This window comes from Pseudobythopirellula maris (assembly GCF_007859945.1).
Taxonomy (GTDB): Bacteria; Planctomycetota; Planctomycetia; order Pirellulales; family Lacipirellulaceae; genus Pseudobythopirellula; species Pseudobythopirellula maris.
Window position 1 is genome coordinate 1,019,703 of sequence record NZ_SJPQ01000002.1, and the last position, 21,845, is coordinate 1,041,547.

At 67.6% G+C, this 21,845-nt stretch carries 21 protein-coding genes and 1 pseudogene; 16 read left to right on the forward strand and 6 right to left on the reverse strand.

What is annotated here, in order from left to right; translation table 11 throughout:
* Positions 1–77: 77 nt before the first annotated feature.
* From Mal64_RS11815 to Mal64_RS11840, 6 genes and pseudogenes are all read left to right on the forward strand, one after another.
* Positions 78–827, forward strand: coding sequence for a peptidylprolyl isomerase (locus tag Mal64_RS11815; protein ID WP_146400350.1), 750 nt, complete (start codon positions 78–80; stop codon positions 825–827).
* A gap of 67 nt (positions 828–894) precedes the next feature.
* Positions 895–1,566: a peptidylprolyl isomerase gene (locus Mal64_RS11820; RefSeq protein ID WP_146400352.1), complete on the forward strand. Its 672-nt coding sequence runs from the start codon at positions 895–897 to the stop codon at positions 1,564–1,566.
* A 115-nt stretch (positions 1,567–1,681) separates the two neighbouring features.
* Complete coding sequence (locus tag Mal64_RS11825; RefSeq protein WP_146400355.1) at positions 1,682–2,290, forward strand: hypothetical protein; 609 nt, start codon at positions 1,682–1,684, stop codon at positions 2,288–2,290.
* Between the two features lie 134 nt (positions 2,291–2,424).
* Entirely contained in the window at positions 2,425–3,240 is an 816-nt protein-coding gene (locus Mal64_RS11830) for a hypothetical protein (protein ID WP_146400357.1), read from the forward strand.
* Positions 3,241–3,242: 2 nt separating this feature from the next.
* Positions 3,243–3,434, forward strand: a pseudogene (locus Mal64_RS20520) (type IV pilin protein); the annotation flags it as partial.
* Between the two features lie 676 nt (positions 3,435–4,110).
* Complete coding sequence (locus Mal64_RS11840; RefSeq protein WP_146400361.1) at positions 4,111–5,247, forward strand: dockerin type I domain-containing protein; 1,137 nt, start codon at positions 4,111–4,113, stop codon at positions 5,245–5,247.
* Here the strand turns inward: Mal64_RS11840 and Mal64_RS11845 are convergent.
* The 6 genes from Mal64_RS11845 to Mal64_RS11870 all read right to left on the reverse strand — a co-directional run bounded on the left by Mal64_RS11845 (position 5,157) and on the right by Mal64_RS11870 (position 12,425).
* Positions 5,157–7,223 carry a PKD domain-containing protein gene (locus tag Mal64_RS11845; protein WP_146400363.1) on the reverse strand — a complete coding sequence of 689 codons (2,067 nt, stop codon included), beginning with the start codon at positions 7,221–7,223 and terminating at the stop codon, positions 5,157–5,159. The genes Mal64_RS11840 and Mal64_RS11845 overlap by 91 nt on opposite strands.
* Before the next feature lie 367 nt (positions 7,224–7,590).
* A complete protein-coding gene (locus tag Mal64_RS11850; RefSeq protein WP_146400365.1) occupies positions 7,591–8,583 on the reverse strand; it encodes a hypothetical protein in 993 nt (330 codons plus the stop codon).
* Positions 8,561–9,208 carry a hypothetical protein gene (locus Mal64_RS11855; RefSeq protein WP_146400367.1) on the reverse strand — a complete coding sequence of 216 codons (648 nt, stop codon included), beginning with the start codon at positions 9,206–9,208 and terminating at the stop codon, positions 8,561–8,563. The genes Mal64_RS11850 and Mal64_RS11855 overlap by 23 nt, the downstream gene beginning before the upstream one ends.
* Complete coding sequence (locus Mal64_RS11860) at positions 9,205–10,338, reverse strand: PulJ/GspJ family protein (RefSeq protein WP_146400369.1); 1,134 nt, start codon at positions 10,336–10,338, stop codon at positions 9,205–9,207. The genes Mal64_RS11855 and Mal64_RS11860 overlap by 4 nt, the downstream gene beginning before the upstream one ends.
* Positions 10,328–10,810, reverse strand: a complete 483-nt coding sequence (locus Mal64_RS11865; protein WP_146400372.1) for a GspH/FimT family pseudopilin — start codon at positions 10,808–10,810, stop codon at positions 10,328–10,330. The genes Mal64_RS11860 and Mal64_RS11865 overlap by 11 nt, the downstream gene beginning before the upstream one ends.
* Positions 10,811–10,826: 16 nt before the next feature.
* Positions 10,827–12,425: an HD-GYP domain-containing protein gene (locus Mal64_RS11870; protein ID WP_146400374.1), complete on the reverse strand. Its 1,599-nt coding sequence runs from the start codon at positions 12,423–12,425 to the stop codon at positions 10,827–10,829.
* Positions 12,426–12,978: 553 nt separating this feature from the next.
* Here Mal64_RS11870 and Mal64_RS11875 point away from each other — a divergent pair.
* From Mal64_RS11875 to Mal64_RS11920, 10 genes are read left to right on the forward strand one after another with little or no spacing between them, the layout of a single operon-like run.
* Entirely contained in the window at positions 12,979–13,413 is a 435-nt protein-coding gene (locus tag Mal64_RS11875; RefSeq protein ID WP_146400376.1) for a prepilin-type N-terminal cleavage/methylation domain-containing protein, read from the forward strand.
* 52 nt (positions 13,414–13,465) lie between these two features.
* Positions 13,466–13,870 carry a response regulator gene (locus Mal64_RS11880; RefSeq protein ID WP_146400378.1) on the forward strand — a complete coding sequence of 135 codons (405 nt, stop codon included), beginning with the start codon at positions 13,466–13,468 and terminating at the stop codon, positions 13,868–13,870.
* 34 nt (positions 13,871–13,904) lie between these two features.
* On the forward strand, positions 13,905–15,701 hold the full coding sequence (locus tag Mal64_RS11885) for an ATP-binding protein (RefSeq protein ID WP_146400380.1): 1,797 nt from the start codon (positions 13,905–13,907) through the stop codon (positions 15,699–15,701).
* 7 nt (positions 15,702–15,708) lie between these two features.
* A complete protein-coding gene (locus Mal64_RS11890) occupies positions 15,709–16,044 on the forward strand; it encodes an STAS domain-containing protein (RefSeq protein ID WP_146400382.1) in 336 nt (111 codons plus the stop codon).
* Entirely contained in the window at positions 16,041–17,807 is a 1,767-nt protein-coding gene (locus Mal64_RS11895) for a GspE/PulE family protein (RefSeq protein ID WP_146400384.1), read from the forward strand. Before Mal64_RS11890 ends, Mal64_RS11895 begins: the two co-directional genes overlap by 4 nt.
* A gap of 38 nt (positions 17,808–17,845) precedes the next feature.
* A complete protein-coding gene (locus tag Mal64_RS11900; RefSeq protein WP_146400386.1) occupies positions 17,846–19,048 on the forward strand; it encodes a type II secretion system F family protein in 1,203 nt (400 codons plus the stop codon).
* Complete coding sequence (pilM, locus tag Mal64_RS11905; protein WP_146400388.1) at positions 19,045–20,109, forward strand: pilus assembly protein PilM; 1,065 nt, start codon at positions 19,045–19,047, stop codon at positions 20,107–20,109. The genes Mal64_RS11900 and pilM overlap by 4 nt, the downstream gene beginning before the upstream one ends.
* Positions 20,106–20,672 (forward strand): hypothetical protein, encoded by a 567-nt coding sequence (locus tag Mal64_RS11910; protein ID WP_146400390.1) that lies wholly within the window; start codon positions 20,106–20,108, stop codon positions 20,670–20,672. Before pilM ends, Mal64_RS11910 begins: the two co-directional genes overlap by 4 nt.
* A 56-nt stretch (positions 20,673–20,728) precedes the next feature.
* Positions 20,729–21,343 carry a type 4a pilus biogenesis protein PilO gene (gene pilO, locus Mal64_RS11915; RefSeq protein WP_146400392.1) on the forward strand — a complete coding sequence of 205 codons (615 nt, stop codon included), beginning with the start codon at positions 20,729–20,731 and terminating at the stop codon, positions 21,341–21,343.
* Positions 21,340–21,840: a hypothetical protein gene (locus Mal64_RS11920; RefSeq protein WP_146400394.1), complete on the forward strand. Its 501-nt coding sequence runs from the start codon at positions 21,340–21,342 to the stop codon at positions 21,838–21,840. Before pilO ends, Mal64_RS11920 begins: the two co-directional genes overlap by 4 nt.
* Positions 21,841–21,845 lie beyond the last annotated feature (5 nt).

Here is a 21,845-nt window from a genome sequence, read left to right on the forward strand (position 1 = left end):
TCTCGTCGCTCTTCGCGCCGTCTACCCGGCGCTCCCGCGTCTTCCAAAGTCCCCTCTGGTTACCCCTTAGACCCGCCATGTTCCACGCCTTCCCACTTCGATCGTCGCTCGTCGCCCTCGCGCTCACGGCGTGCCTCGGCGCGTCCGCCAGGGCGAACACCACGGTCCGTTTCGAAACGACCATGGGCGACTTCGAGATCGGGCTGTTCGACACCGAGACGCCGATCACGGTCGACAACTTCCTCAACTACGTGGAGGACGGCGACTGGGTCGACTCGATCTTCCACCGCTCGGCCGAAGACTTTGTCGTGCAGGGGGGCGGGTTCTACGACGACCTTACTAGCGTTCCGACCGACGCCTCGATCCAGAACGAGTTCAGCGCCGCGCGCTCGAATCTCCGCGGCACGGTGGCGATGGCCAAGTTGGGAAGCAGTCCCGATTCGGCGACCTCGCAGTGGTTCGTGAATCTCGGCGACAACTCGGCCAATCTCGACTTCCAGAACGGCGGCTTCACGGTGTTCGGCGTGATCCTCGGCGACGGCATGGACCTGTTCGATTCGATCAACGAACTCCCACGTATCGACGCCACGAGCGAAGGGAGCGCCTTCGGCGAGCTGCCCGTGCTCAACGCTCTGGACGGGACCGACCCGGACAACCTGGTGGTGGTGACCAACGTCTCGGTGGTCACGGGCCCGACCATCGTTGAGTCTGTCTCGCCGCCGCCGCCCGCCTCGGGGGGCTCGACCCCAACCGTCCCCGAGCCCGCGACGGGGCTCTTGGCCCTCACGGCTGCGGCCTTCGCCGCCGCCCGCCACCGGCGCGGCTGACAACCGCCCTACGCAAGTAAACGCTCGATCCGCTCAGCCTTCCCACACCGCACCAAGACACACCACCATGATCCACCGCACACTCCCCCAGACCCTTCTGGTGCTCGCCGTCGCGCTAACGACCTCGGCGGCGGACGCTACGGTCGTGAAGTTCCTCACGCCGCTCGGCCGTTTTGACGTCGAGCTGTACGACGACGAGGCTCCGCTCACCGTGGCGAATTTCCTTGAATACGTTGAGGACGGCGACTTCATCGACTCGATCATCCACCGCTCGGCGAAAACCGCCGACTCGGGCGTGAACGTGATCCAAGGCGGCGGGTTCTACGACGACTTTACTAGCGTTCCCACCAACGCGCCGGTCGTGAACGAGTTCGCCTCCGACCGTTCGAACGTCCGCGGCACGATCGCGATGGCTCGTTTGGGCGGACAGCCCGACAGCGCCACTTCGCAGTGGTTCGTCAACACCACCGACAACCTCGCGCTCGATGGGATCGACGGTGGTTTCACCGTGTTCGGGATCGTCCTGGACAACGGAATGGACGTGGTCGACGCGATCGCCGATCTCGGCAGGGTGAACGCCGGCGGCGCCTTTGGCGCCCTGCCCGTGCTCGACGTCATGGATGGCACGGCCTCGGACAACCTCGTGACGGTTGACGTTTACGTGGTCCCCGAGCCGAGTGTGCTCGTGCTGTCGGGGCTGGCGCTGGTGGGCGTGGTCGCACGCCGCCGAGTGGCCTAGCCCGAACCCCGGCGGTAAGCGACGATCTGTCGCGGCCCAACGGCCTTGCGACGAACGAAAGCTCGAGGGAGAATAGCGGCGTTGTTTGCCGTTCGCTCCCCCGTTCTCGGCGGTCATGCTCACCGCTTTTCGACTTCTGATCGCCCGCCACCGCATCGCGCGACGGGCCGCCGCCGCGCTGATGGCGGCCGCGTACGTTGTGGCGGCCACGGGCGTGTCGCTCTCTCTGCCGCAATCGCCGCCGTTCGGGCCCGCGAAATCGGCCGAACGCTTCCCCTGCGAATCGTGCGCCTGCGGCTGTGCGACGGCCGAGGCGTGCTGGACCCGCTGCTGCTGCCACACCCCGGCCGAGCGGCTCGCCTGGGCCGAGCGTGAGGGGGTCACGCCCCCCGCCAGGATCCTCGCCCAGCTCACGCGGTCGGTCGCCGAGTCGCTCGCCGCGACCAAGCCTAAGCCCGCCTGCTGTGCGAAGTCTTGCTGCTCACGCAAAACGGAGGCCGCCGCTCTCCCCGCGACCAAACGCTACAGCGCGTTCAGCGCCCTGGCGTGCCAGGGCCTCAGCCAGCACTGGCTGGCCGTGGCGCCGGCGCCGCCGCCCGCGGCGGTGGAATTGCCGGTCGCTCCCGACACGCAACGCGTGTCGCTCTTTTCTCCCGCGGCCGAGGGGGCGCCCGCCAGCGCGCCGCCCGTGCCGCCGCCGCGTGGACGCATCTCCCACGCCTGATCCCTACCGAGCGTTCTGACACGCGCACGGGCGGGGTCCATTCTCTCGAACGATTGCGCTTTTGCCGCGCCCACGCTTTGCTGCGCGGGCGACGTCGCGCGATCGCATTCTTAACTCACAAGGTTTTAGTCCCCATGATGCGCACCGCATTGTTGTCGGTCGCCGCTGCGCTCAGCGCAGCCGCGGCCCACGCCCACGGCCCCCAGATCCAGATCACGAACGACGGCTCAACAATCGTCACCCGCGAGGTCCTCAACAACCACTACTCGCCGCTGACCGACCCGAAGTCGGCCTACGTGATGCCGCTCTTGCAGCGGCCGTTCCAAACGCCCGCAGACGCCACTTGGTACACCCGCGCCGAGGCGTCGGAATCGGTGCCCGGCGTGCCCGATTTTTACTCCGGTCCCGGCATCGCGTTCGGCGTCGGTCTCACGTTCGAGGTCGGCAGCCAAACGACACTGGCGTTCGACGGCGCGCTCCAGTTGTGGGACGGGTCGGCGTTCTCGCTGGCCGACGAGAATTGGCTCGAGGCCTTCCGGGGCGACCCGGCGACGCCGAGCGTGACCGCCAAGTCGGGCACTACCGAGTCGATCGCCTTCTCGCCCATTCCGTCGCTCGGCTCTGGGCATGGCGCGTACAACGAGCAGTCGCACGCCACGGTCCGCTACCGGCTCGGATCGACGACGCCGCTCGCCGAACCGGCCGACGGTGTTTACCTCGCCACGCTCACGGTCACCAACGCCGCGGCCGGCGGAGCGACGGTCTCTTCCGAGCCGTTCCGCTTTGTGATGAGCAAGAACGCCCCCGTCAGCGAGCTGCGCGCCGCCGTCTGGTCGCTCGGCCTGGCGCCCGGCGCCGTGCAGTGGGTCGCCGTACCGGAGCCGGCGAGCGGCGCCTTGGCCGCCGCTGCGCTGCTCGCGTTGGGCGGTCTGCGTAGGCGAAAGGCGTAGCCATGCGACCCCGGGGTTTCACCCTCGTCGAGCTGCTGGTGGTCGTGGCGATCATCGGCCTGCTGGTCGCGCTATTGTTGCCGGCGGTGCAGAGCGCGCGGGCTTCCGCGCGCTCCGCCGCCTGCCGGAACAATCTGCGTCAGATCGGCCTAGCGGTGCTGCGCCATTGCGACACCCACCGCGGCGAATTCCCCGCGTGGGAGCACGCCGGCGAGGGGCGGTCGTGGGTCCACACGCTGGCGCCGTTCCTTGAGGGCGTCGACGAGGTGCGGGTATGTCCCGACGAGCCGCAGCGCTACGAGCGGCTGCGGGCGGGGCTCACCGGCTACGTGGTCAGCGACTACCTGGCCGCCGAACACGTGCCAGGGGCCGTTCGCAACCTCAACAAGCTGCAAGCCACGAGCAAGACGCACGCGGTGTTCGAGGGCTCCGATCGCCGGTTGGTCGACACCGAGCGACTCGACGACCAGCCGCTGCTCGACCACGCCCACGCCTCGACCTGGTTCAGCGACCTGAACGTTCTGCTGGGACTGGTGGAGGAGAAGGTGCGCGACGACATCCAACTCGACCGACACTTCCGGGCGGCGAACTACCTGTTTGTCGACGGCCACGTGACGACCATCCCCGCCGCGACAGTCGAGGGCTGGATCGAAGAGCAACGCGACTTTGCCCGGCCCCAGTAGCACGACTTCCGGGGCAGGATCTTAGCTGACTGCGCTCACCGTGCTGACTGAGCTGCTAAAGGTTTGCTGTGGGAGGCGTCTCCGACGCCGATAACGGCGTCAAAGCCAATGCGGCTAGCAGCGCGTAATCGGCGTCGTAGACGCCTCCCACAGTTGAAACAAACTTTACTCAACACCGATCGTTCCCATGCGTAACACCTTGCTGCTGCTCGCGACCTCCGCTTCGCTCCTGTCGGCCGGAGCGATGGAAGCTCTTGGGCACGGCCGCGAGCTGCGCGTCACGCGGCAGGACAACCGACTGGTCGTGAGCCACCCGCCGGGGGACCACCCGTTCTCGCCGCTCGTGTTCGGCCAAGACGACTTTAACGGCGAACCCGAGGCGATCGGCGCGCTGCCGGTGATCGGCCCCGCCGTGCTGTGGGGCGTGCCGGGACTGTCGATCACGGGCCTCGACAACGCGAGCTCGTTCTCGGTCGAGGCGATCGGCCACGCCGACCCGTTCGCCGAACCGCCGGTGGGCGACGCGCCCGAGCGGTACGTCTGGCGGTGGGACGCCGAGAGCGAGGCGGTCACGCTTTCCGACAACGGCTTCAGCTTCGTGGGGGTCGCCGGCGGCACGCTCACGACACAGTCGTTCGGCGCTGTTTCTTCTTCGGCCCCCGGGCCATTTGAGATCGCCGACTCGCTCGTCGGCCAGCAAGGCTACCACAACCACGACCTCGTGCGGTTCGCGCTGGAGGGTGGGGCGGCTGCCCCCACGGGCGTGTACGGCGTCTTCATGCGGTTCGACACGGACTTCGACGCGGCGAGCGCACCGGTGCTGGTCACTTTCAATCACGGCGTGGCGTACGACCTCGTGGCGCCAGCCTCCGAGGCGATCTACGCCGCCGCCCGCCCGGGCGACTACAACCGCGACGGAGTCGTCGACCCGCTCGACCACACGCTATGGATTGAGCAGTTTGGCGACTCGGTCGCGCAGGCCGGCCTCGGCGCCGACGGCAACCGCGACGGCCGCGTCGACGGCGCCGATTTCACGGTGTGGCGGGACCACTTCGCCCCGGCGACCCCGGGAGTGACGGCGCCCGAGCCGGGCGCGGCGCTGACGATGGCGGCGCCTCTTGCGGCGTGGGCCTTGCGTCGGCGCAACAGGACATTGAGTTGGGGGCAAAAGAAAACCCGCCCGGGGCTGAGCCCCGGGCGGGTTGATTCGCTTGCCTTACAGGACGCTGGCGATCAGCACTCCTCCAGCTCGCCCTCGGCCTCAATGTCTTCGACCACCTCACCCCAGCGGGCGAAGCTGATGTCGTCGTCGCCATCGAAGTAGAGGTCCTTGCCGCGTCCGCCGACGAGCCAGTCGGTCGACTCGTCGTCGAACACCGTGGCGTCTTCGCCGTTGGCGATCAGGAACACCTCGTCGTTGAGACGGGCGTCCCAGGCGGCGCCGACTCCGAGGCCCAGCAGGTTGTCGACCCGGTCGTTGTAGCTGCGGCTCGAGGTCCACTCGGACATGATCGAGTCGAGCGCCGCCGAGTCGTTGTCGAACGCCGTGGTTCCGGAGATGAGGATGTCCTCGCCGCTCTCGCCGAAGATCACGTCGCCGTCGTTGCCGCCGATCAACAGGTCGCGGCCGTGGCCGCCGCCCATCGTGTCGTAGCCATCCCCGCCGAGCAGGATGTCGTCGCCCGAACCGCCGATCAGCAGGTCGTCGCCCGAGCCGCCGTCGATCTTGGCGTCGATCGACAGCCGCGACGAGACGTAGCCGATGTCGTCGCCGCCGCCGAGGTACATCTCGATGCTGTCGACGTCGGCGATGTCGAAGTACTCATACTCGTAGCCCACGCCCGCAAAGTGGGCAAACACCTTCACGGTGTCGCTGTAGCACCAGTGCTGGTAGACCTTGGCGAAGTCGTTGCCGCCGGTGCCGATGATCTGCAGCGCGCCGTCGCGGAGCGCGATGCCGGTGATCGCGTTGTTGGCCACAGCCGAGTCCTCGCCGCCGTCGTCGTCGACCAGCGTGACGTTCACGTCGTAGAAGCCCGCCTCGGCGTAGACGTGGTCGAGGGAGAACACGCCGCCGGAGACCGCCACGGTCTCGGGCGCTGTGCCGTCGCCCCAGTCGACGGTGATCTCGTGCGTGTCGAGCACGCCCGGGTCGGAGTAAGTGCCGCTGAGCGTGACGGTCTCGCCGGCGGCGGCGCCGCCGATCTCGCTCGCCGAGCTACCGACCGTGACCAGCACGGGGTCGGCGTTGAGGATCACGGCCGTCACGGTGTCGAAGACGTCGTAGGTGTCGTCCTCGTCGGTGGCCGAGGCGCTGATCTCGTACTCGCCGTCGTCGGCGTAGGCGTGGCTCACGCTCGACGGGTCGCCGAGCACGGTCTCGATGACGCCGTCGCCCCAGTCGATGACCCACTCGCTGATCGTGTCGTCGCCCGGGTCCTCGGAGCTGAGCTCCAGCACGAAGGGCGAGCCCTCGAGCGCCTCTTCCTCGAGGGCGGCGATCTCGAGCTCGGGCTCAACGTTCTCGACAACGGTCTCGAACGTGAAGTCGGTGAAGATCTTGCCAGCGTCGATCAGCGTCTGCTCGTCGTAGTCGCCGTCCTCGTCGGAGAAGAGGACCTCGATCAGGTACTCGTTCTCGCCGTCGGCGTAGTCGTGCGTGGCGAGGTAGGCCCGGGTGTTCAGGCCGGTGTCTTGGTTCACGGGAACCGGGTTGTAGATGGTCTCGACCTGGCCGTCGCCCCAGTCGATGGTCCACTCGGTCACGGCGTCGAAGTCGCCCGAGTCTCGGTTGACCATGATCAGCTCGAACGTCTCGCCCTCGGCGACGTCGCCGCCGATGAGGCGGATGTCCGGCACGTCGTTCGTCACGGTGATCTCGAGCAACTCGGTCGAGAAGGCGCCCGAGCTGTCGGTGATGGTGAACGAGGCGTTGTAAACGCCGTCGTCGGCGAACTCGTGGAGCAGGTTGAACGAGCCGGTCGTGTCGGCCCCGCCGGACGTGCCGTAGTTCACGCTGATGTCGCCGCCGGCCTGGGTGCCGTTGTCGACCACGCCGTCGCCCCAGTCGACCGAGTAGCTGTAGTCTTCGGCCCCCTCAAAGGTGTCGGAGAACTCGTAGACCGAGAAGAACGAGGCCCCCTCCTGCGCTTCGCTCGGCGTGGAGATGAACGAGAACACGGGGTCGGCGCTCAGCACGACCCGGTTCTCGAGTTGCTCGAGTGAGCGGCGTTGCGAGCGAGCCGCGGCGCGGCGACGCGAAGGGGCGGGGGACCGTTTAGTGGAAAACAACCGGCGCATAGGACTGGTCTCCAGGAACGCGAGGTGGTGAACAAGGCTCGCGGTTCGAGCGTCCGAGCGTCCGATGACTTCTTGCGATCGAAGGCTTGGCGTACGAATCGAGAGCGATGCAAATTCATGGTGAAAAGGTTGCAACTTACGGAACTGGCCGCGTTGCTTGCACGGGAATTCTAATCAGAAATGGCGAGCGACTGAGACAGCGCTTAGGAATTCCTTGAAATTTTCACGCAAACCTTCTCCTTTGCGCACTGCAATTGATGCTCGCGCAACCACCGATTTGGGGGGCTGCGTAGAATGCCGTGAAGAAAGATGGCCGTTCTTATCGCTCATCTAGGTGAGCGCGTTGCGGGCGACCGATTGACGAGTCTTAATCCGCTGTCGTCTTACGCCACGAACCGGGGACGATCTCGAAATCGGAGTCCGTTCCCCCTTCGGTGACGTAAAAGCCGTGCACCCGGTACCACAGCGCTTTGTCGGTCTCGCCAGCACCCCAGCCGTATTGGCTGCCGAACAGCAGGTGGGCGTCTGTCTGGGTCACATTGCTGCCCTCGAACTGAACGCGGACCTGTTTAGACGATTCGTCGCTCCGGCAAACGATGCAGAGCCCCGTGCCGGGAGGGATCGAGGAGACCGACGAGAAGGGGATCGTGACCCAATCGTACGTGTTAGGCCGGTCGTCCTCGTCCGTCTCCACCGCCTCGATCTCAGCGTTGGGGGCGCCAGCGCCGTCGGCCGTGTAGAGGCAAACGTCCATATCGGCGTCATCTGAGCCATTGTTGCTGAGCATCAATTCGACCGAGCTGACGCCCCAGGCGATGGCGTCGGGAGGCAGATCGGGGATAAAGTACTGCGCAATCCAGCTGTCCCTGTAAACGTTCGACGTGGCCGTGGAGACGCCATCTTCCAGTGCAGCGAGCTCGGTGGGGCTGTATCCCTTGGCGAAGGTGGCTTTGTAGACGCTCGTGGCGCCTCCGTAGCGTCCGACGCCATAGATCTCGAGCGGCTCGTCATCGCTGTTGGCGAGATCGCCGTCGAGCGGGTCGACGAGCTTAAAGGCGATCGAGCCGCCGTCGATCGCCACCCCGCTCGAGTACTCCGTGCCGTTCTCGTAAACGTCGCGCCAGTCGCCCCCCAACCAAATGTAGTGCAGTTTGGTGAGCGTGTGCTCGACACCCGAACGGGCGAGCGTGTCGGCGTACCGCGCGTCGCGCAGCGTGCTGGAGCGGCGCAGGTCGACACGCGCGAGGTGCATCGCCGTGAGGCTGATCATCGACACCAGCACCGCCACGCCGGCCACGGCCACGTAGACCGTGCCGCTGCGACGCGGGCCGCCGGCCTTATTCGTTCGGGTCGCGAACATGGTTGAGCAAAGGGGTCGAGGTGGTTGCGGCCTCGTAGGCGTCGAGGTCGAGCGACAGATCGATGCGGGTGACGACCGTGGAGTCGGCCGCCGGGGCCTGCTCCAGGGCGCCCCACGCGCTGCGGTAGGCGATCCGCGTGGTGACCGCGCCGTCGGGCGCCGTGACCGTAACGACGATCTTTTTCAGGCCGTTGTCCGAGTTGAGTTGGTCGTGGTCGAAGGGGTCGGCGTACCGCACGGTCACCGCGCGGGTCCAGCCGTCGTACTGGGTCAGCTCGGCGCCCGCCTTGGTCTGCGGCGGCGTGGCGGACCAGCCGGTGTAGTCGTCGACGTCGTTCCAGGCGCTCCGCTCGCTGGCGCTCTCGGATCCGCCGCGGCCGAGGTAGTCCGCCACGCCCTGGGGGTCGTTGTAGAGCTGCTCCATGATCTCGGCCAGCAGCGAGTCGGCCAGCAGCGGGCCGGCCGCTTGCTCCGCTGCCGCCAAGCGGCTGCGGACCGAGTTGCCGAGCGCCGCCATCGACCCGACCAATACGGCGCCCACCAGCGCGGCGGCCACCACGACCTCGAGGAGCGAGATGCCGCGCCGCTGGGCGGCCGGCTTCGTGCTTAGTTTGCGTCGGGTCATTCTTCCTCCGCCGGGGCGATGGCGATCGTCGTGGCGTAGTACTGCTCGCTGGCGTTGATCTCGAATACCGAGTTGCCCGAGCTCCCCGCCGACGGCAGCGACGTGTAGCCCGCTCCGCCCGAGGCGGTCGAGCTGCCGGTCCCGCCCGAGTCCATCGTGATCGTGGCGTGGCCCGTGAGACCCGGCGCGTCGGCCGTGATGTCGTCGTCGTCCATCGCCACCAGCCGCAGGATCAGGCAGTTGTCTGCGGTCGTGGTCACCGCCGGCGAGGTGATGTCGTAGGAGGAGTAAGTCACGTAGTTCAGGCTCGCGCTCCCCGACCCCGTGCCGGTCGCGTTGATCGGCGTCGTGGCGTGCTGGCCGGTGAATCGCATGACCCAGGCGTAGGCCTGCTGCCCGCCGCTCCAGCTCACGGTGTACGTACTGGGCTCGGCGCCGGTGGCGGTCTTCCACCACACGCCGGACGTCACGGCGGTGGAGTTGCTCTGAACGACGAGCGGCGTCCACCCGGCGCCGGAGATCGCCAGCGACGCGCTCACGTCGCCATCGACCGAAGCGGCGGCGATGAGCAAGTCGCCGGCCGCCGAATCGCTCGGGAGAAGAACGTCAACCGAATCTGCGTTCGAGGCAATCTTGCCCTCCGTGAAGCTCTCGTAGGTCACGCCCGACTCGACCGAGCCGGCTTGTCCCGCCATGGCGCGAGCGGCGTATCCCAAGTCGAACGATTGCACGCCGGCCACCAGGGTCATCGCCTCGCCGCCGTTGTACTCCTCGGTCAGCGGGTCGCCGGGCTCGCCCCCCCACGCGTAGCGAACGGTCTCGGTCGAGCCGTCGCCGTCGCGGTCGGGAACGATCAGCGTGATCTCGGTGGCGGACAACTCGGTGATGGAGACGGCCGTGCGGGCGTCGCGGGCGATCCGCTGGACGATGGCGTTCGCCTCGAGCCGGTTGGCCGCCCCGCCGTCGTCGAAGTCGAGCGCCTGGCTCGCCAGGTACAACGACGAGGTGAGCCCCACCACGAGCGTCGACCCCAACGACGAGGCGACCAGCAGCTCGGCGAGCGTGTAGCCGCGGCGCGTGGCGGCGTGGCCGGCCCTGCGTTGTCGGCGTTGGGTGCGGTTAGTTGACATCGACCCTCCCATCCGCGCGCAGCTGCACGCTCCTTGTCGTGTCGCCCGAGTTGATCGTGACCGTGCCCGTCACGCTGGGACGCCCGAAGGGGTCGAACGTGACCACGCGGCCGCCGCCGAAATCGGCGCTGCCGATCCTGGCGCGTTCCGCGTTCGAGCCGAGGGTGGTGATGTTCGATTGCCCAGCACGATCGAGGTGCGAAACGCCCTCCAATTCGTACGAGGCGCTGTCGTCGGCAAAGCGGACGACAACCGGTTGGCTCTTGCGGATCGCCTCGCTGCGGGCGAGCCGCATGTCGGCCGCCATGCGGCGGGCGGCCGTGTCGGCGTCGCGGTGGTCGATCGCTTCGTAATACCGCGGGGCGACGACGGCCGTGAGGATCGAAACGATCAGCATCACCGCAATCAGCTCGAGGAGCGTGTACGCGGCGCAGCGCGGCGGGCGAGCGGTTCTTTGGTCGCGGGAGTACATGGCGGCGCGGCCCCGATCAACTTGTTTGGCAGGTGGGCGCCAACGCCGGGGCGGTGCGCGTGATCCTCTCGGCGGGGCAGTAGCCCTGCTTGATCGCGAGGATGTCGTCGTGCGCCTCGAGCATGGCGTTGACCACCTCGGGGTCCCACTGCGTGCCGCGTCCCTCTTTGAGGATGTCGACCGCGCGCTCGTCGGTCATCCCCGCGCGGTAGCTGCGTGAACTGGTCATCGCGTCGTAGGCGTCGGCGACGGCGAGGATGCGGGCGTCGAGCGGCGTCTCGTCCTCTCGCAAACCATCGGGGTAGCCCGCACCGTCGTGCCGCTCGTGGTGGTGCAGCACGCCGGGCAGGACGTGCCTCAGCTGCTCCAGGCCGTGGAGGATGTTCCAACCGAAGTCGGGGTGCAGCTTGATCTCGTCGTACTCCTCGTCGGTGAGCTTGCTCGGCTTGCTCAGCACGGCGTCGCCGACGCCGATCTTGCCCACGTCGTGCAACAACCCGGTGAGGTAAATCTTGTCGAGCGCCGGCTGATCGTAGCCCATCTGCTGAGCGATCCGCTGGGCGTAACGCGCCACGCGGTCGCTGTGGCCGCGTGTGTAAGAGTCCTTGGCCTCGATCGCCGAAACGAGCGAGCGGACCACGCCGACCAACAAGTCTTCCTTCTCGCTAACCAGGTCGAGGTTGCTGCGGTGCGCGGCGACCACCGAGCCGACGGTCTCGAGCAGCGAGGTCTCCCACGTGCCGTACTCGTTCTCGCTGAGCCGCAGCAGCGGCCCGCAGGCCCGCGAGGCGGCGTCGTCGGCGCGGTTGATGGCCATCAGGTAGCCGTAGCTGTCGCTCTCGTTGGCCACCGCCACCTGCACGTAGCAGGTGATCGTTTCGCCGTCGGGGCTGACGTGCAACGCCTTGTCGTTCGACACGAACGCCCCGGCCGAGGCCCGCTCGGCGTGCCGGGCGGCGAGGAGCTCGAGGGTCTCGTTGTCCCAGCGGAGCTCGTCGCCCATGTCCGCTCGGGCCGTGACCCGCGGCTCGTCGCCCTCGAGGTCGAGGTAAACCAGGGTTCTCGCGGCGATAATCGGCCGCAGCGACGTGAGCGCCTCGCCGATGAACTCCGGCAACTGGTGCGAGGTTTCGGTCAGACGCAGCAACTTCGCCAAACGGCCGAGGAAACTGATCTCTTCGAAGTCGTTGGTCACCTGCTCGACGAGCGCCGTGTTCTCCTCGCGCAGCCCCATCGACTGGTCTTCCAGACGCTGCCGCGCGAGCACGGCCTGCACGTAGGCCTCGACCATCGGCGCCACCTCGCGGTCGATCACCCAAACGGCCGAGCGGTCTCGGTCGACCGCCGCAATCAAAGCGGAGTGTTCTTGGTCTTCGAGCGCAAAGCACGCGGCGTCGTCGTCCGACGCGTCGCGGAGCAGGCTCTCGAGCTCCGACTCGAAGGCGTCGATGAGCCGCGCCCCTTGCGGGCCGAACGTTTGAACACGCAACGGGCAAGCGAGCAGGGGGCTCGGGCGCTCCCAGATGTCGTACTCGCCGCCGAGCACGCCGCTCAACTCCTCGACCAAGGCGAGTTGACAGTCGTAGCCGTCACTGATCATGGGGGAAATAGGCATGCTTCTTAGGGGGGCTGGCGGCGGGGCCGGGGCGCTGACCCGCGGTGGTCGTTGGTTTCGGTGGCGAGTAAGGCCTCGGCGTTGCTCCGCTGTCGAGCGGGTCGCCGACTGAGACCGATTCGCCTTGAAAGAGTAGCTCACGCGCCACGCTCGCGCACAAAACTCGCGATCAATTCAGCCGGTTGTGAGGGAAGTAACCGTTCGATGAATCGCGCCTTACCGCAGCGGTTGGCGACGTTTGGCGCCGGTCGCAACGTTCGTACACACCCGCGCGACGGAGCCGTTGTCAAAGCCGGCGCCACCCCTCCACCCGATGCGGGTAGCGCGTTCCCGCCAGCGGCTCCGAAGACATTTCGGGAACGCGAAACCGCATGACGCAAGCGAAATCTCGCATTTGGCGAGCTAAGTTTGAGGGTCGGCAGCGGTCCGCCGCTAACCAACTAAGGCCCCCGCCTGCTGGCAGTTTACTCACAGAGCGTTCCTTCAAGGGACGCCTCAACGTCACCTACCCGACCCCACGGCAATGTCGCAACCTGTGCAAGGCCTCATGAAAATGAATAAGACAAAAAAAAATGGATTCACGCTTGTTGAACTGGTCGTCGTGATCTTGGTGCTCGGCATCTTGGCCGGCGTCGCCGCGCCGAAGTTCCTCAGCACCTCGAGCGAGGCCGTCGACAACGGCCTGCAACACACGCTGACGATTGTCCGCGACGCGATCGAGATCTACATCGCCAAGAACGACGGCGCCAAGCCGCCGAGCGACAGCGGCGCCAACTTCGTCGCCGCGATCGAACCGTACATCCGTGGCTCGTTCCCGGTCTGCCCCGTCGGTCCCGCGAAGAACGCCACGGTCGAGATCGTGACCGCTGCGGGCGGCGACGCCGTGCCGACCGCGGGCTGGGCCTACAACTCCACCGACCAGACTTTCTTCTGCAACTACAGCGCCGAACTCGCCAGCAAATCGGGCATCGACTACGACGAACTTTGATCCCGCTCGCGGTAAGAACGGCAGAGCGTTATCCCGTCCCTAGGCAAACGCCATGGCTGCTACCGACTTTCAAGAAAAACCCTCGGTCCTGATCGCCGACGACAACGCGGCGCTCGCGCGGGTGGTGCAGATGGTGCTCACCCAGAGCGGCATGCGCGCCGAGGTCGCCCGCGACGGTCGCCAGGCCTACGCCGCGGCGATGAAGCACCCCTACGACCTGGTCATCACCGATCAGCAAATGCCGGAGATGACCGGCGTGGAGCTCTGCCGTGAGCTACGTAAGAGTAAGCGATACAGCGAGACGCCCCTGATCCTGTTGACGGCTAAGGGGATCGAGCTCGAGTTATCGAAACTGAAAGACGAGTTCGGGTTGACCGCTTGTTTCCCCAAGCCGTTCAGTCCCGCCGAGCTGGTGGCGGTTGTCCAAGAGACTCTCCGCGAGGCGACGGCGACCTGAGCTGCGCCCGACCCCCCGCTCCGACGAGTCACCGATGCGGATCCCGCTAAGCAAGAACCCATTCAGCAGGCAGCCGCTGGCCCGACGGGTCGTCGCCTACTACCTGTTCTTTTGCGTCGCCGCCGTGGCGTGGCTGCTGGTGGGGTCCGCCTGGACTTCCTACACACTCCACAGCCAGCGGGTGTCGGACAGCTGCTTGGCCCGATTGGGCCAAACGGCCGCGACCGTCAAGGTCGCCCTGCTCCGAGACAACGCCGATAAGTCGCAGCGGATCGCCGACGCGCTACACCAACTCCAAAGGTCGGTCGACGCCAAGAGTTGCTCGGTCGTCGACACGCAAGGCAAGTTCGCGGCCCACACCGATCCCGACCGGGTCGGTGAGCCGGTCGGCGAGCCGGTCGGCGAGCGCAAGCAGTGGGGCGCCATCGAGACGATCCGCTACGAGGGGGCGAACGGCCGCTACAAGAACGAGTACCGCGCGGCGCTCTCGAGCGACGGCGCCGCGCTCGGCGAACTGCGTCTGACGGTCGACGAGATGCGCGGCGTCGACGCGTTCTCGATGGCGGTGAGCAACACCCCCACCGCCGTGCTGGCGCCCCTGGTTCTGATTTTCATCGGCGCGTTGGCGCTGGTCCGCATGACGCGTCCGCTCGACGAGATGCAGGATCAGCTCACGCGGGCGGCACGAACCTCAAAAACCGAGCGGCTGGAACTCGACCGACTCCGCCCCGCCACGGCGACCGCGCTCGGTTGGAACCGCTTGGTCGAGGAATTGAGCGAGAAGTCCACGGCCGAACCCGCCGCCCCGACGCCCGAGGTCGACCGCCGCCGCTCCGGCTTCGAAGAGATCGTGCAGGGGCTCTCCGACGGCGTGGCGGTCACCGACGCGGCGGGCCGTGTCGAATTCGCCAACCGAGCGATCGCCGCCCTGCTCGGCGCCGAAGAGCTCAGCGACCAATCGCTCGTCGAGTTGCTCGGCGACGCCGCCCCCAGCGCCGACACCGCGTGCCGCCGCACCGTCAGCGAGCTGCGTCGCGGCGAGGGCGAGGCGGAACGCGTGCTGCGCGTCGCCCGCCAGCCGCTCACCGAGGGCAAGGCGGGCAGGGCGCTGTGGTCGCTGCGCGACGTCACGCAGCAGAAGCTCGTCGAGCAAGCCCGCGATCAGTTCATCGACACCGCGACCCACGAGCTGCGCACGCCGCTCTCGAACATCCGCGCCTACTCCGAGACGCTCGCCACGGGCGACGTGGTCGACCTGGAGGCCGTCAAGGAATTCTGCACGATCATCAACAGCGAGGCGACTCGGCTCGGCCGGTTCGTCGACGACCTGCTGACGATCAGCTCGCTCGAGGTCGGCGCCCTGACGATCGAGCGTCACAACGTGATGGTCGACCGCCTCCTCAGCGAAGCCGCCATGAAGGCCAAGCCGCTGATGGAGCAGAAGCAGATCGAGTTCGAGGTGCAGGCGCCCGCCAAGCCGATCGAGATGAAGCTCGACAAGGACAAGATCGCCGCCGCGATCACGAACCTGCTCGGCAACGCCGCAAAATACACCCCCGAGGGGGGTCACGTGTCGCTCAAGGCGACCGCCCAGGGGGGCGAGCTCCGCATCGCCGTGGCCGACACGGGCCTCGGCATCGGCGAGGACGAGCACACCCGGGTGTTCGAGAAGTTCTTCCGCAGCGCGGACGAGCGGGTGCGCGACACGACCGGCACCGGGCTCGGCTTGCCGCTGGCGCGTGAGGTCGCCCGCTTGCACGACGGCGACATCACGCTCGAGAGCAAGATCGGCCAAGGCAGCACGTTCACCCTCACACTCCCGATCGGGTAGGCATGCCATGTGCGACATAACCCATCAGGGAGCGGTGCTGGTCGTAACGCCAAGCGGTCCGCTCACCGCCGAACAGAACCCCGGCTTCGCTGCGACGGTCGTCGGCCGGCTCGACCCGGGTCTGCCGCAGGTGGTGGTCAATCTCCACTCGGCCCCGATCGCCGACAGCCAAGGCCTCGAGTCGCTGCTCGATCTCCAGGAGCACGCCGCCGGGCGCGGCGGCGAGGTCAAACTGGCCGGGGCCGGGCAGCTCCTCGACGAGGTGCTGCGCATCACCGGCGTGGGCGACCGGTTCGAGCGGTTCCCCAACACGAAACTCGCCGTCGGGAGTTTCGCACGATGACCACGACACTTGAGGACCAACCGAAGGCGGCCGAGGCCGACGCCCGAACGGGCGGTGGCAAGATCGATCCCAGCGTCTTCACCGGGCCGTTGGGTCAGCGGCTCATCAGCGCCAACCTGCTCGACGACGAGGGCCTCGAGAAGGCCCTCATCCACCAGCAGGCCAGCGGCCAGCGACTGGGCGAAACACTGCTCGAGCTAGGCATCCTCAGCGAGGAGGAGCTGCTCCCGTTCATCGAGGATCAGCTCGGCGCCCGCGCGGTTCGTCTGCGCGAGGGCCTGCTCGACCCGCAGGCGGTGCACCGGATCCCCTTCGAGCTTGCCGAGGCGCTCGACTCGCTCGTGCTGTTCCACGTGCGCGACGAGCTCACCGTGGCGATGGACGACCCGAACGACCTCGACGCGATCGATCGCATCGAGGCGATCACGGGCCTGCGGGTGAGGCCCGTCTTCGCCTTCGGCGCGTCGCTCGGCCGCTGGCGCCGCCGCGCCTACGAGGCCGACTTCCGCGTCGACGCCGTCACGGCCGACCTCGACGACGACGCCCTCGAGCTGCGTAGCGACGCGACCGACATCGACATCACGAATGTCCACACGCTGGCCGACGGCAGCCCGGTCATCAACCTGGTCAACTACCTGATGCTGCAAGCGGTGCGCAAGGGCGCGAGCGACATCCACATCGAGCCGGGACGCAAATCGGCCGTCGTGAGGTTCCGCATCGACGGTCAATTGGTCGAGGTGCTCACCCCGCGGCGAGACATCTACCCGGCGGTCGTTTCGCGTGTGAAGGTCATGGCCAAGATGGACATCGCCGAACACCGCGTCCCACAAGACGGCCGCTGCCAAGTGGTCGCCGACGGCAAGGAGATCGACCTGCGCGTCTCGAGCATGCCCACGGTGCTCGGCGAGAAGGTCGTTATCCGCGTGCTCGACAAGAAGCGGCTCACGTTCAACCTGAACGAGCTCGGCATGAACGAGGCGGTGCTCGGCACGGTGCGCGGCATGCTCACCAAGCCGCACGGGTTGATGCTGGTGACCGGCCCGACCGGCAGCGGCAAGACGACCACGCTTTACTCGGCGCTCGAGCTGATCAAGAGCGCGAGGAGCAACATCGTCACGGTCGAGGACCCGGTCGAGTACCAGATCGAGCAGGTCAACCAGGTGCAGGTCGACGCCACGCGGGGGGTCGGCTTTGTCGCCGCCCTGCGTTCGATCCTGCGTCAGGACCCCGACGTGATCATGCTCGGCGAGATCCGCGACGGCGAGACCGCCGAGGTCGCCATCCGCGCCGCCCTGACCGGCCACCTCGTTCTGAGCACGCTCCACACGAACGACAGCGCCAGCGCCCCGATGCGGATGGCCGACATGGGTGTCGAGCCTTACAAGATCGCGGCGGCGCTCGTGGGCGTGGTCGCGCAGCGGCTGGTACGCACGATCTGCCCGCAATGCAAAACGCCCGAGTACCCGAGCACCGAGTACCTGCACTCGCTGGGCTACAAGGGCGAGAAGCGTCGCGCCTTCTCCCGAGGCGAGGGGTGCCGCGAGTGCTTCGACACCGGGTTCCGCGGCCGGCGGGCGATCTACGAGGTCCTCGACGTCACCCAGCCGGCCCGCACGGCGATCGCCGACGGCGCCAGCCCGACCGATCTCCGTGAACGTTTCGTCGCGCCGGGGTCGGGCACGCTGCTCGACGCCGGCTTTGAGCTGGCCGAACAAGAACACACCAGCCTGGCCGAAGTCTCGCGAGTCGCGTTGTTCGACTGACGCCCACCCCCGTCCCATCCTCCGATCCAAAACCCCTCATGTCCGCCCTGCTCGAACCGACGACGCTCGGAGGCGCCCCCGCGGCGAACGATCCGGCCGCGCGCCAGCCGGACGACGAACGCCTGCTGAAAGAAGTCACTCAGCAGGACGGCGAGGCGGCGATCGACAACCTCGTGGCGCGACGCCGTGTGCGGCGCCGCGTGCCCCGCTCGGTGCTGGCCGACGCCAGCGCGCAGCTGGCGATCATGGTCCGCTCGGGCGTCGACCTCAGCTCGGCGATCGAGTCGCTCGCCGAGCAGTGCGAACACGCCCTGCTGGCGGCCATCCTGCGGCGGGTCAACGAGTCGGTCGTGGCCGGTGCGCGGCTCTCCGACGCCCTCGCCCAGCACCCCGAGGCGTTCGACGCGACCTTCGTCGCCACGGTCGCCTCGGCCGAGGCGTCTGGCAAGCTGGCGACCGTGCTGCAACAGATCACGGACATCCTGCGCGGCGAGGTGCGGCTCTCGCAGTCGATCGGCGCGATGGTCACGTACCCGATCTTGCTGATGGTCGTCTCGGGCGGGGTGGTCGCGTCGTTGGTGATCTTCGTGCTGCCGCGGTTCGCCCAGATATTCGAAGACTACGAGATGGACCTGCCCGCCCTGACGATCGCGCTGCTCGCCGTATCGAGCGAGTTGACCGTGCGTTGGTGGCTGTGGCTGCCGCTCGTGGCGGCGGCCTGCGTGGGAGTCGTGTTCGCCTGGACCAGCGAGGCGGGCCGGCGATGGATCGACGGTTTGGCGCTCGAGAGCCCGCTGGTGAGCCGCGTGCTAAAGCCGCTGCACACCTCGCGCATGTGCCGCATGATCAGTCTGCTCACGAACAGCGGCGTGCCGTTGCTCGAGAGCGTGCGCCTGACGCGTCGCGCGATGACCAACCACGCCTACCAGATGCTGCTCGACGACGTCGACTCGGCGGTGACGCAGGGACGCAACATGGCGTCGGTGCTCAACGAATCGGAGATCGTGCCGAAGGCGGCCCGTCAGATGCTCTCCACGGGCGAGCAGACCGGCAACGTCGGCGAGGTCTCGGGCTTGGTCAGCGAGTTCTACGAGCACGAGGCCGAGAACCAACTGCGGCAGCTGATCCGCATCGCCGAGCCGCTGATCACCGTGGTGATGGGCGCCATCGTCGCGGTTGTGGTGCTCGCCGTCATGCTGCCGGTGTTCGACCTCTCCTCGGTGGGGGGAGCGGGACGATGACCCCATCGAAACTCAACTCATTGCTAGGCGTGGCCAAGCAAGGCTGGATCGGGGCCGACCTCGGCGCCGCCGCCGTGAAGGTCGCTCAGGTCACGCGCCGACGCGGAAGCTACTCGATCGCCGCCGCGGCGCTCGTTGATCGCGACCGCCCTTGGGAAACGGACCCCGCTCAAGACCCCGTCGAAGAGACTTCGGCCGACGCCCTGCTGGCCGGCTCCTCGTTGTGCAACGCGCTCAGCGGTCGCGACGCGGCGGCGGTGGTCTCGATGTCGCGTTGCGAGCACGCCGCGGTCAAAGCCCCCACAACGGTCGAGCGGCTCGACGAGAGCGAAGTCCGCCGCCGGGCGGCGGTGCTCGCCCTGCCGGGGCTCGATTCCTGCCAGCTCGGATGGTGGCCCGGGGCCGCCGAGCGCTCGGGCGACGCGGTCTCGTGGAACCTGATCGGGCTCGACCGCGACCTCTCCGACCGCGTGGCGCGCGAGGTGGTCAACGCCGGCTGGGACTGCCGACTGATCGACGCGATGCCGTGGTGCCTCGCCCGTGCGGTCGGACTCGTTCGCGGCGCCGACCAAGACAAAACCTTCGCGACGCTCGACATCGGCTACGACCGCGCCGTGCTGTGCCTCGTGCAATCGGGCCGGCCCGTGTTTGTTCGCGCGTTGCGCGGCGTCGGGCTGCGCGACGCCCTCGGGATCGTGAGGAACGACCTGGGCCTCGACGCCGGCGACGCCGACCTGTTGCTCCGGCGGGCGACCGAGGGGAAGTCGCGGGCCGATACTGCCTCGCCGCTCGACGAAACCGTATTGAACCTCGCCGACGAGACGGCTCGCACCCTCGCGTTCTGGCGCGGCAAATCGGCCGGCCTCGAGCCCGGCCGAGTCTGGCTCTTCGGCGGCGGCGCGCTGCTGCCCGGCGTGGCGCCCGCCGTGGCCGAGGCGACAAGCACCGAGGCTTCGGTGTGGAGCTTGCCGTTCGACAACGAGGAGGCGTCGGTGTGGCCGGCCCCGCTGTTCGGGGCCGCCGCCGGTCTCTCGGCCCTCGCATGGAGTGTTGGCCGATGAAACACTACATGAATCTCACCACCCCGCAGCACCGCCTGCGGCGCGAAACGCTGCGGCTGGTCCGCCTCTGGGTCTGGCTGTTCGTTGTGCTTGCCGGGGCGGGGGCCATGGCGATCCTCGCCCAATCGGTCCGCAGCGATCAGATCCAACGCGAGATGCTCGCCGCCGAGGCGCGGTTCGAGCCTTCCCGCGTGCTGATGCACACCACCTCCGCCAAGCGGACCGAGCTGAGCGGACTGCTAGCCGATGAGTCCGAGGTGCTCGAGCTATCGACCAAGCCCTCGCCAGTCACGTTGCTCGGACGCGTCAGCCAGGCCGCCGCCGCCTGCGACGGCCAGTTGCGCGTGCGCGAGTTGCAGCTCATGCAACCGAGCGTCGCAGCGGGCGCCCCCGGACGCCTCATGCTGCAAGCCGAGGCGATCGTCGGCTTCGACCCCGAGATATTCCTGCGGGCGCTCAAGCGGCCGCCGCTCGATTCGGTCGAGCTGATCGAATCGGGCCTCGCATCGGAAAACGGCGCCGAGCTGCAAACGCTCGACATCGAGTGCCGATTCCAGCCCTAGCAGAGTTTCCGCCGCCGCCCCAAGACGATCCCCTAAACGATCCCCCAACGATTCCTATGGCCTCGACATTCGGCGCTCTCCGCCTGAACGTGACCGACCGCCTCGCCGCTGGCGGCCGGGTGGCCGTGAACGGCGTGTGCGCAGCGATCTGCCTGACGGGGCTCGCTTTCGAGTGGCGTGGCGTTTACGCCCCGATCGCCGCCGACACTCGCCACTACCGTGAGCGGACCGATCAGTTGGTGCAGATGGTGGGCGAGTCGGTCGGGATCGACCAGAAGCACCAACGGCTCAACCGAGTCGAATCAGAAATCCAGGAGGCCCTCGGCGACACGCTCGCCCGGCTGCCCGACACGCCGCTCGAGGCCGACTTCGCCCGCCAGCTGCGCCAGCACGCCTCGTCGGCGGGTTTCGGGCTGACACAGCTAGCGGTCGGTTCCCGGGTGGAGCGCGACGCCACCGGCTCGGTGGTCATCAGCTGCGGCGGCCAAGCCAACCACGCCGAGCTGTGCGACTTTCTTGCCAGGGTTCACCAAGGCCCGCGGATCGCCACGGTCGGCTCGCTGACGGTCTCTGCGAACGACAATCCACGCCGTCATTCCTTCGAAATCCAATTCAACCTGCATTACCGGATCAAACCACGCGATACAGAGAGTACGGAGGATCTCCTATGAGCGCTTTGAAGCCCAAGGGGGTCGGCCTCACCCGCGGACGGCTAGCACTGATTTCGGTGCTGTCGAGCGTATTGATGTACGTGCTCAAGCCGCTGGTGATGCCCGAAAAACCGACCGCAAGCGCGAGGCCCGCGCCGCGGGCGACCGCCTCCTCACCGAACAACACCGAAACGACCGACACAGCCGACCCGATGACCGATTGGCCCCCTCGCCGTTGGCCCGACACGCCGCTCGACAAGGCGGCGGCGCACGACCCCTTCCACAGCCCCCACGTGGCGGCTGCGTTGGGCGCCACGCGCGTAGGAGCATTGGCCGGAGGCGGACAGGGCGACCCGGCCGAGGAGTTGCAAGGGGCCGATTCGACCGTGCTGCTGATCTCGGGCGGCGAGAGTGTCGCCCGAATCGGCGACGAGGAATACCGCGTGGGAGACCTTTTCGCGGGACGCGAGATCACGGCGATCACGCCCCGCGGGCTGGTTTTCGAACCGCAAGACTGAGGACT

Coding starts and splice junctions, on each gene's coding strand:
- pilO (WP_146400392.1), top strand. CDS start 20,729: ATGGCCTCGACATTCGGCGCTCTCCGCCTGAACGTGACCGACCGCCTC.
- Mal64_RS11875 (WP_146400376.1), top strand. CDS start 12,979: ATGAATAAGACAAAAAAAAATGGATTCACGCTTGTTGAACTGGTCGTC.
- Mal64_RS11840 (WP_146400361.1), top strand. CDS start 4,111: ATGCGTAACACCTTGCTGCTGCTCGCGACCTCCGCTTCGCTCCTGTCG.
- Mal64_RS11890 (WP_146400382.1), top strand. CDS start 15,709: ATGTGCGACATAACCCATCAGGGAGCGGTGCTGGTCGTAACGCCAAGC.
- Mal64_RS11880 (WP_146400378.1), top strand. CDS start 13,466: ATGGCTGCTACCGACTTTCAAGAAAAACCCTCGGTCCTGATCGCCGAC.
- Mal64_RS11885 (WP_146400380.1), top strand. CDS start 13,905: ATGCGGATCCCGCTAAGCAAGAACCCATTCAGCAGGCAGCCGCTGGCC.
- Mal64_RS11865 (WP_146400372.1), bottom strand. CDS start 10,810: ATGTACTCCCGCGACCAAAGAACCGCTCGCCCGCCGCGCTGCGCCGCG.
- Mal64_RS11845 (WP_146400363.1), bottom strand. CDS start 7,223: ATGCGCCGGTTGTTTTCCACTAAACGGTCCCCCGCCCCTTCGCGTCGC.
- Mal64_RS11870 (WP_146400374.1), bottom strand. CDS start 12,425: ATGCCTATTTCCCCCATGATCAGTGACGGCTACGACTGTCAACTCGCC.
- Mal64_RS11830 (WP_146400357.1), top strand. CDS start 2,425: ATGATGCGCACCGCATTGTTGTCGGTCGCCGCTGCGCTCAGCGCAGCC.
- Mal64_RS11815 (WP_146400350.1), top strand. CDS start 78: ATGTTCCACGCCTTCCCACTTCGATCGTCGCTCGTCGCCCTCGCGCTC.
- Mal64_RS11850 (WP_146400365.1), bottom strand. CDS start 8,583: ATGTTCGCGACCCGAACGAATAAGGCCGGCGGCCCGCGTCGCAGCGGC.
- Mal64_RS11855 (WP_146400367.1), bottom strand. CDS start 9,208: ATGACCCGACGCAAACTAAGCACGAAGCCGGCCGCCCAGCGGCGCGGC.
- Mal64_RS11910 (WP_146400390.1), top strand. CDS start 20,106: ATGAAACACTACATGAATCTCACCACCCCGCAGCACCGCCTGCGGCGC.
- Mal64_RS11860 (WP_146400369.1), bottom strand. CDS start 10,338: ATGTCAACTAACCGCACCCAACGCCGACAACGCAGGGCCGGCCACGCC.
- Mal64_RS11900 (WP_146400386.1), top strand. CDS start 17,846: ATGTCCGCCCTGCTCGAACCGACGACGCTCGGAGGCGCCCCCGCGGCG.
- Mal64_RS11895 (WP_146400384.1), top strand. CDS start 16,041: ATGACCACGACACTTGAGGACCAACCGAAGGCGGCCGAGGCCGACGCC.
- Mal64_RS11920 (WP_146400394.1), top strand. CDS start 21,340: ATGAGCGCTTTGAAGCCCAAGGGGGTCGGCCTCACCCGCGGACGGCTA.
- Mal64_RS11825 (WP_146400355.1), top strand. CDS start 1,682: ATGCTCACCGCTTTTCGACTTCTGATCGCCCGCCACCGCATCGCGCGA.
- pilM (WP_146400388.1), top strand. CDS start 19,045: ATGACCCCATCGAAACTCAACTCATTGCTAGGCGTGGCCAAGCAAGGC.
- Mal64_RS11820 (WP_146400352.1), top strand. CDS start 895: ATGATCCACCGCACACTCCCCCAGACCCTTCTGGTGCTCGCCGTCGCG.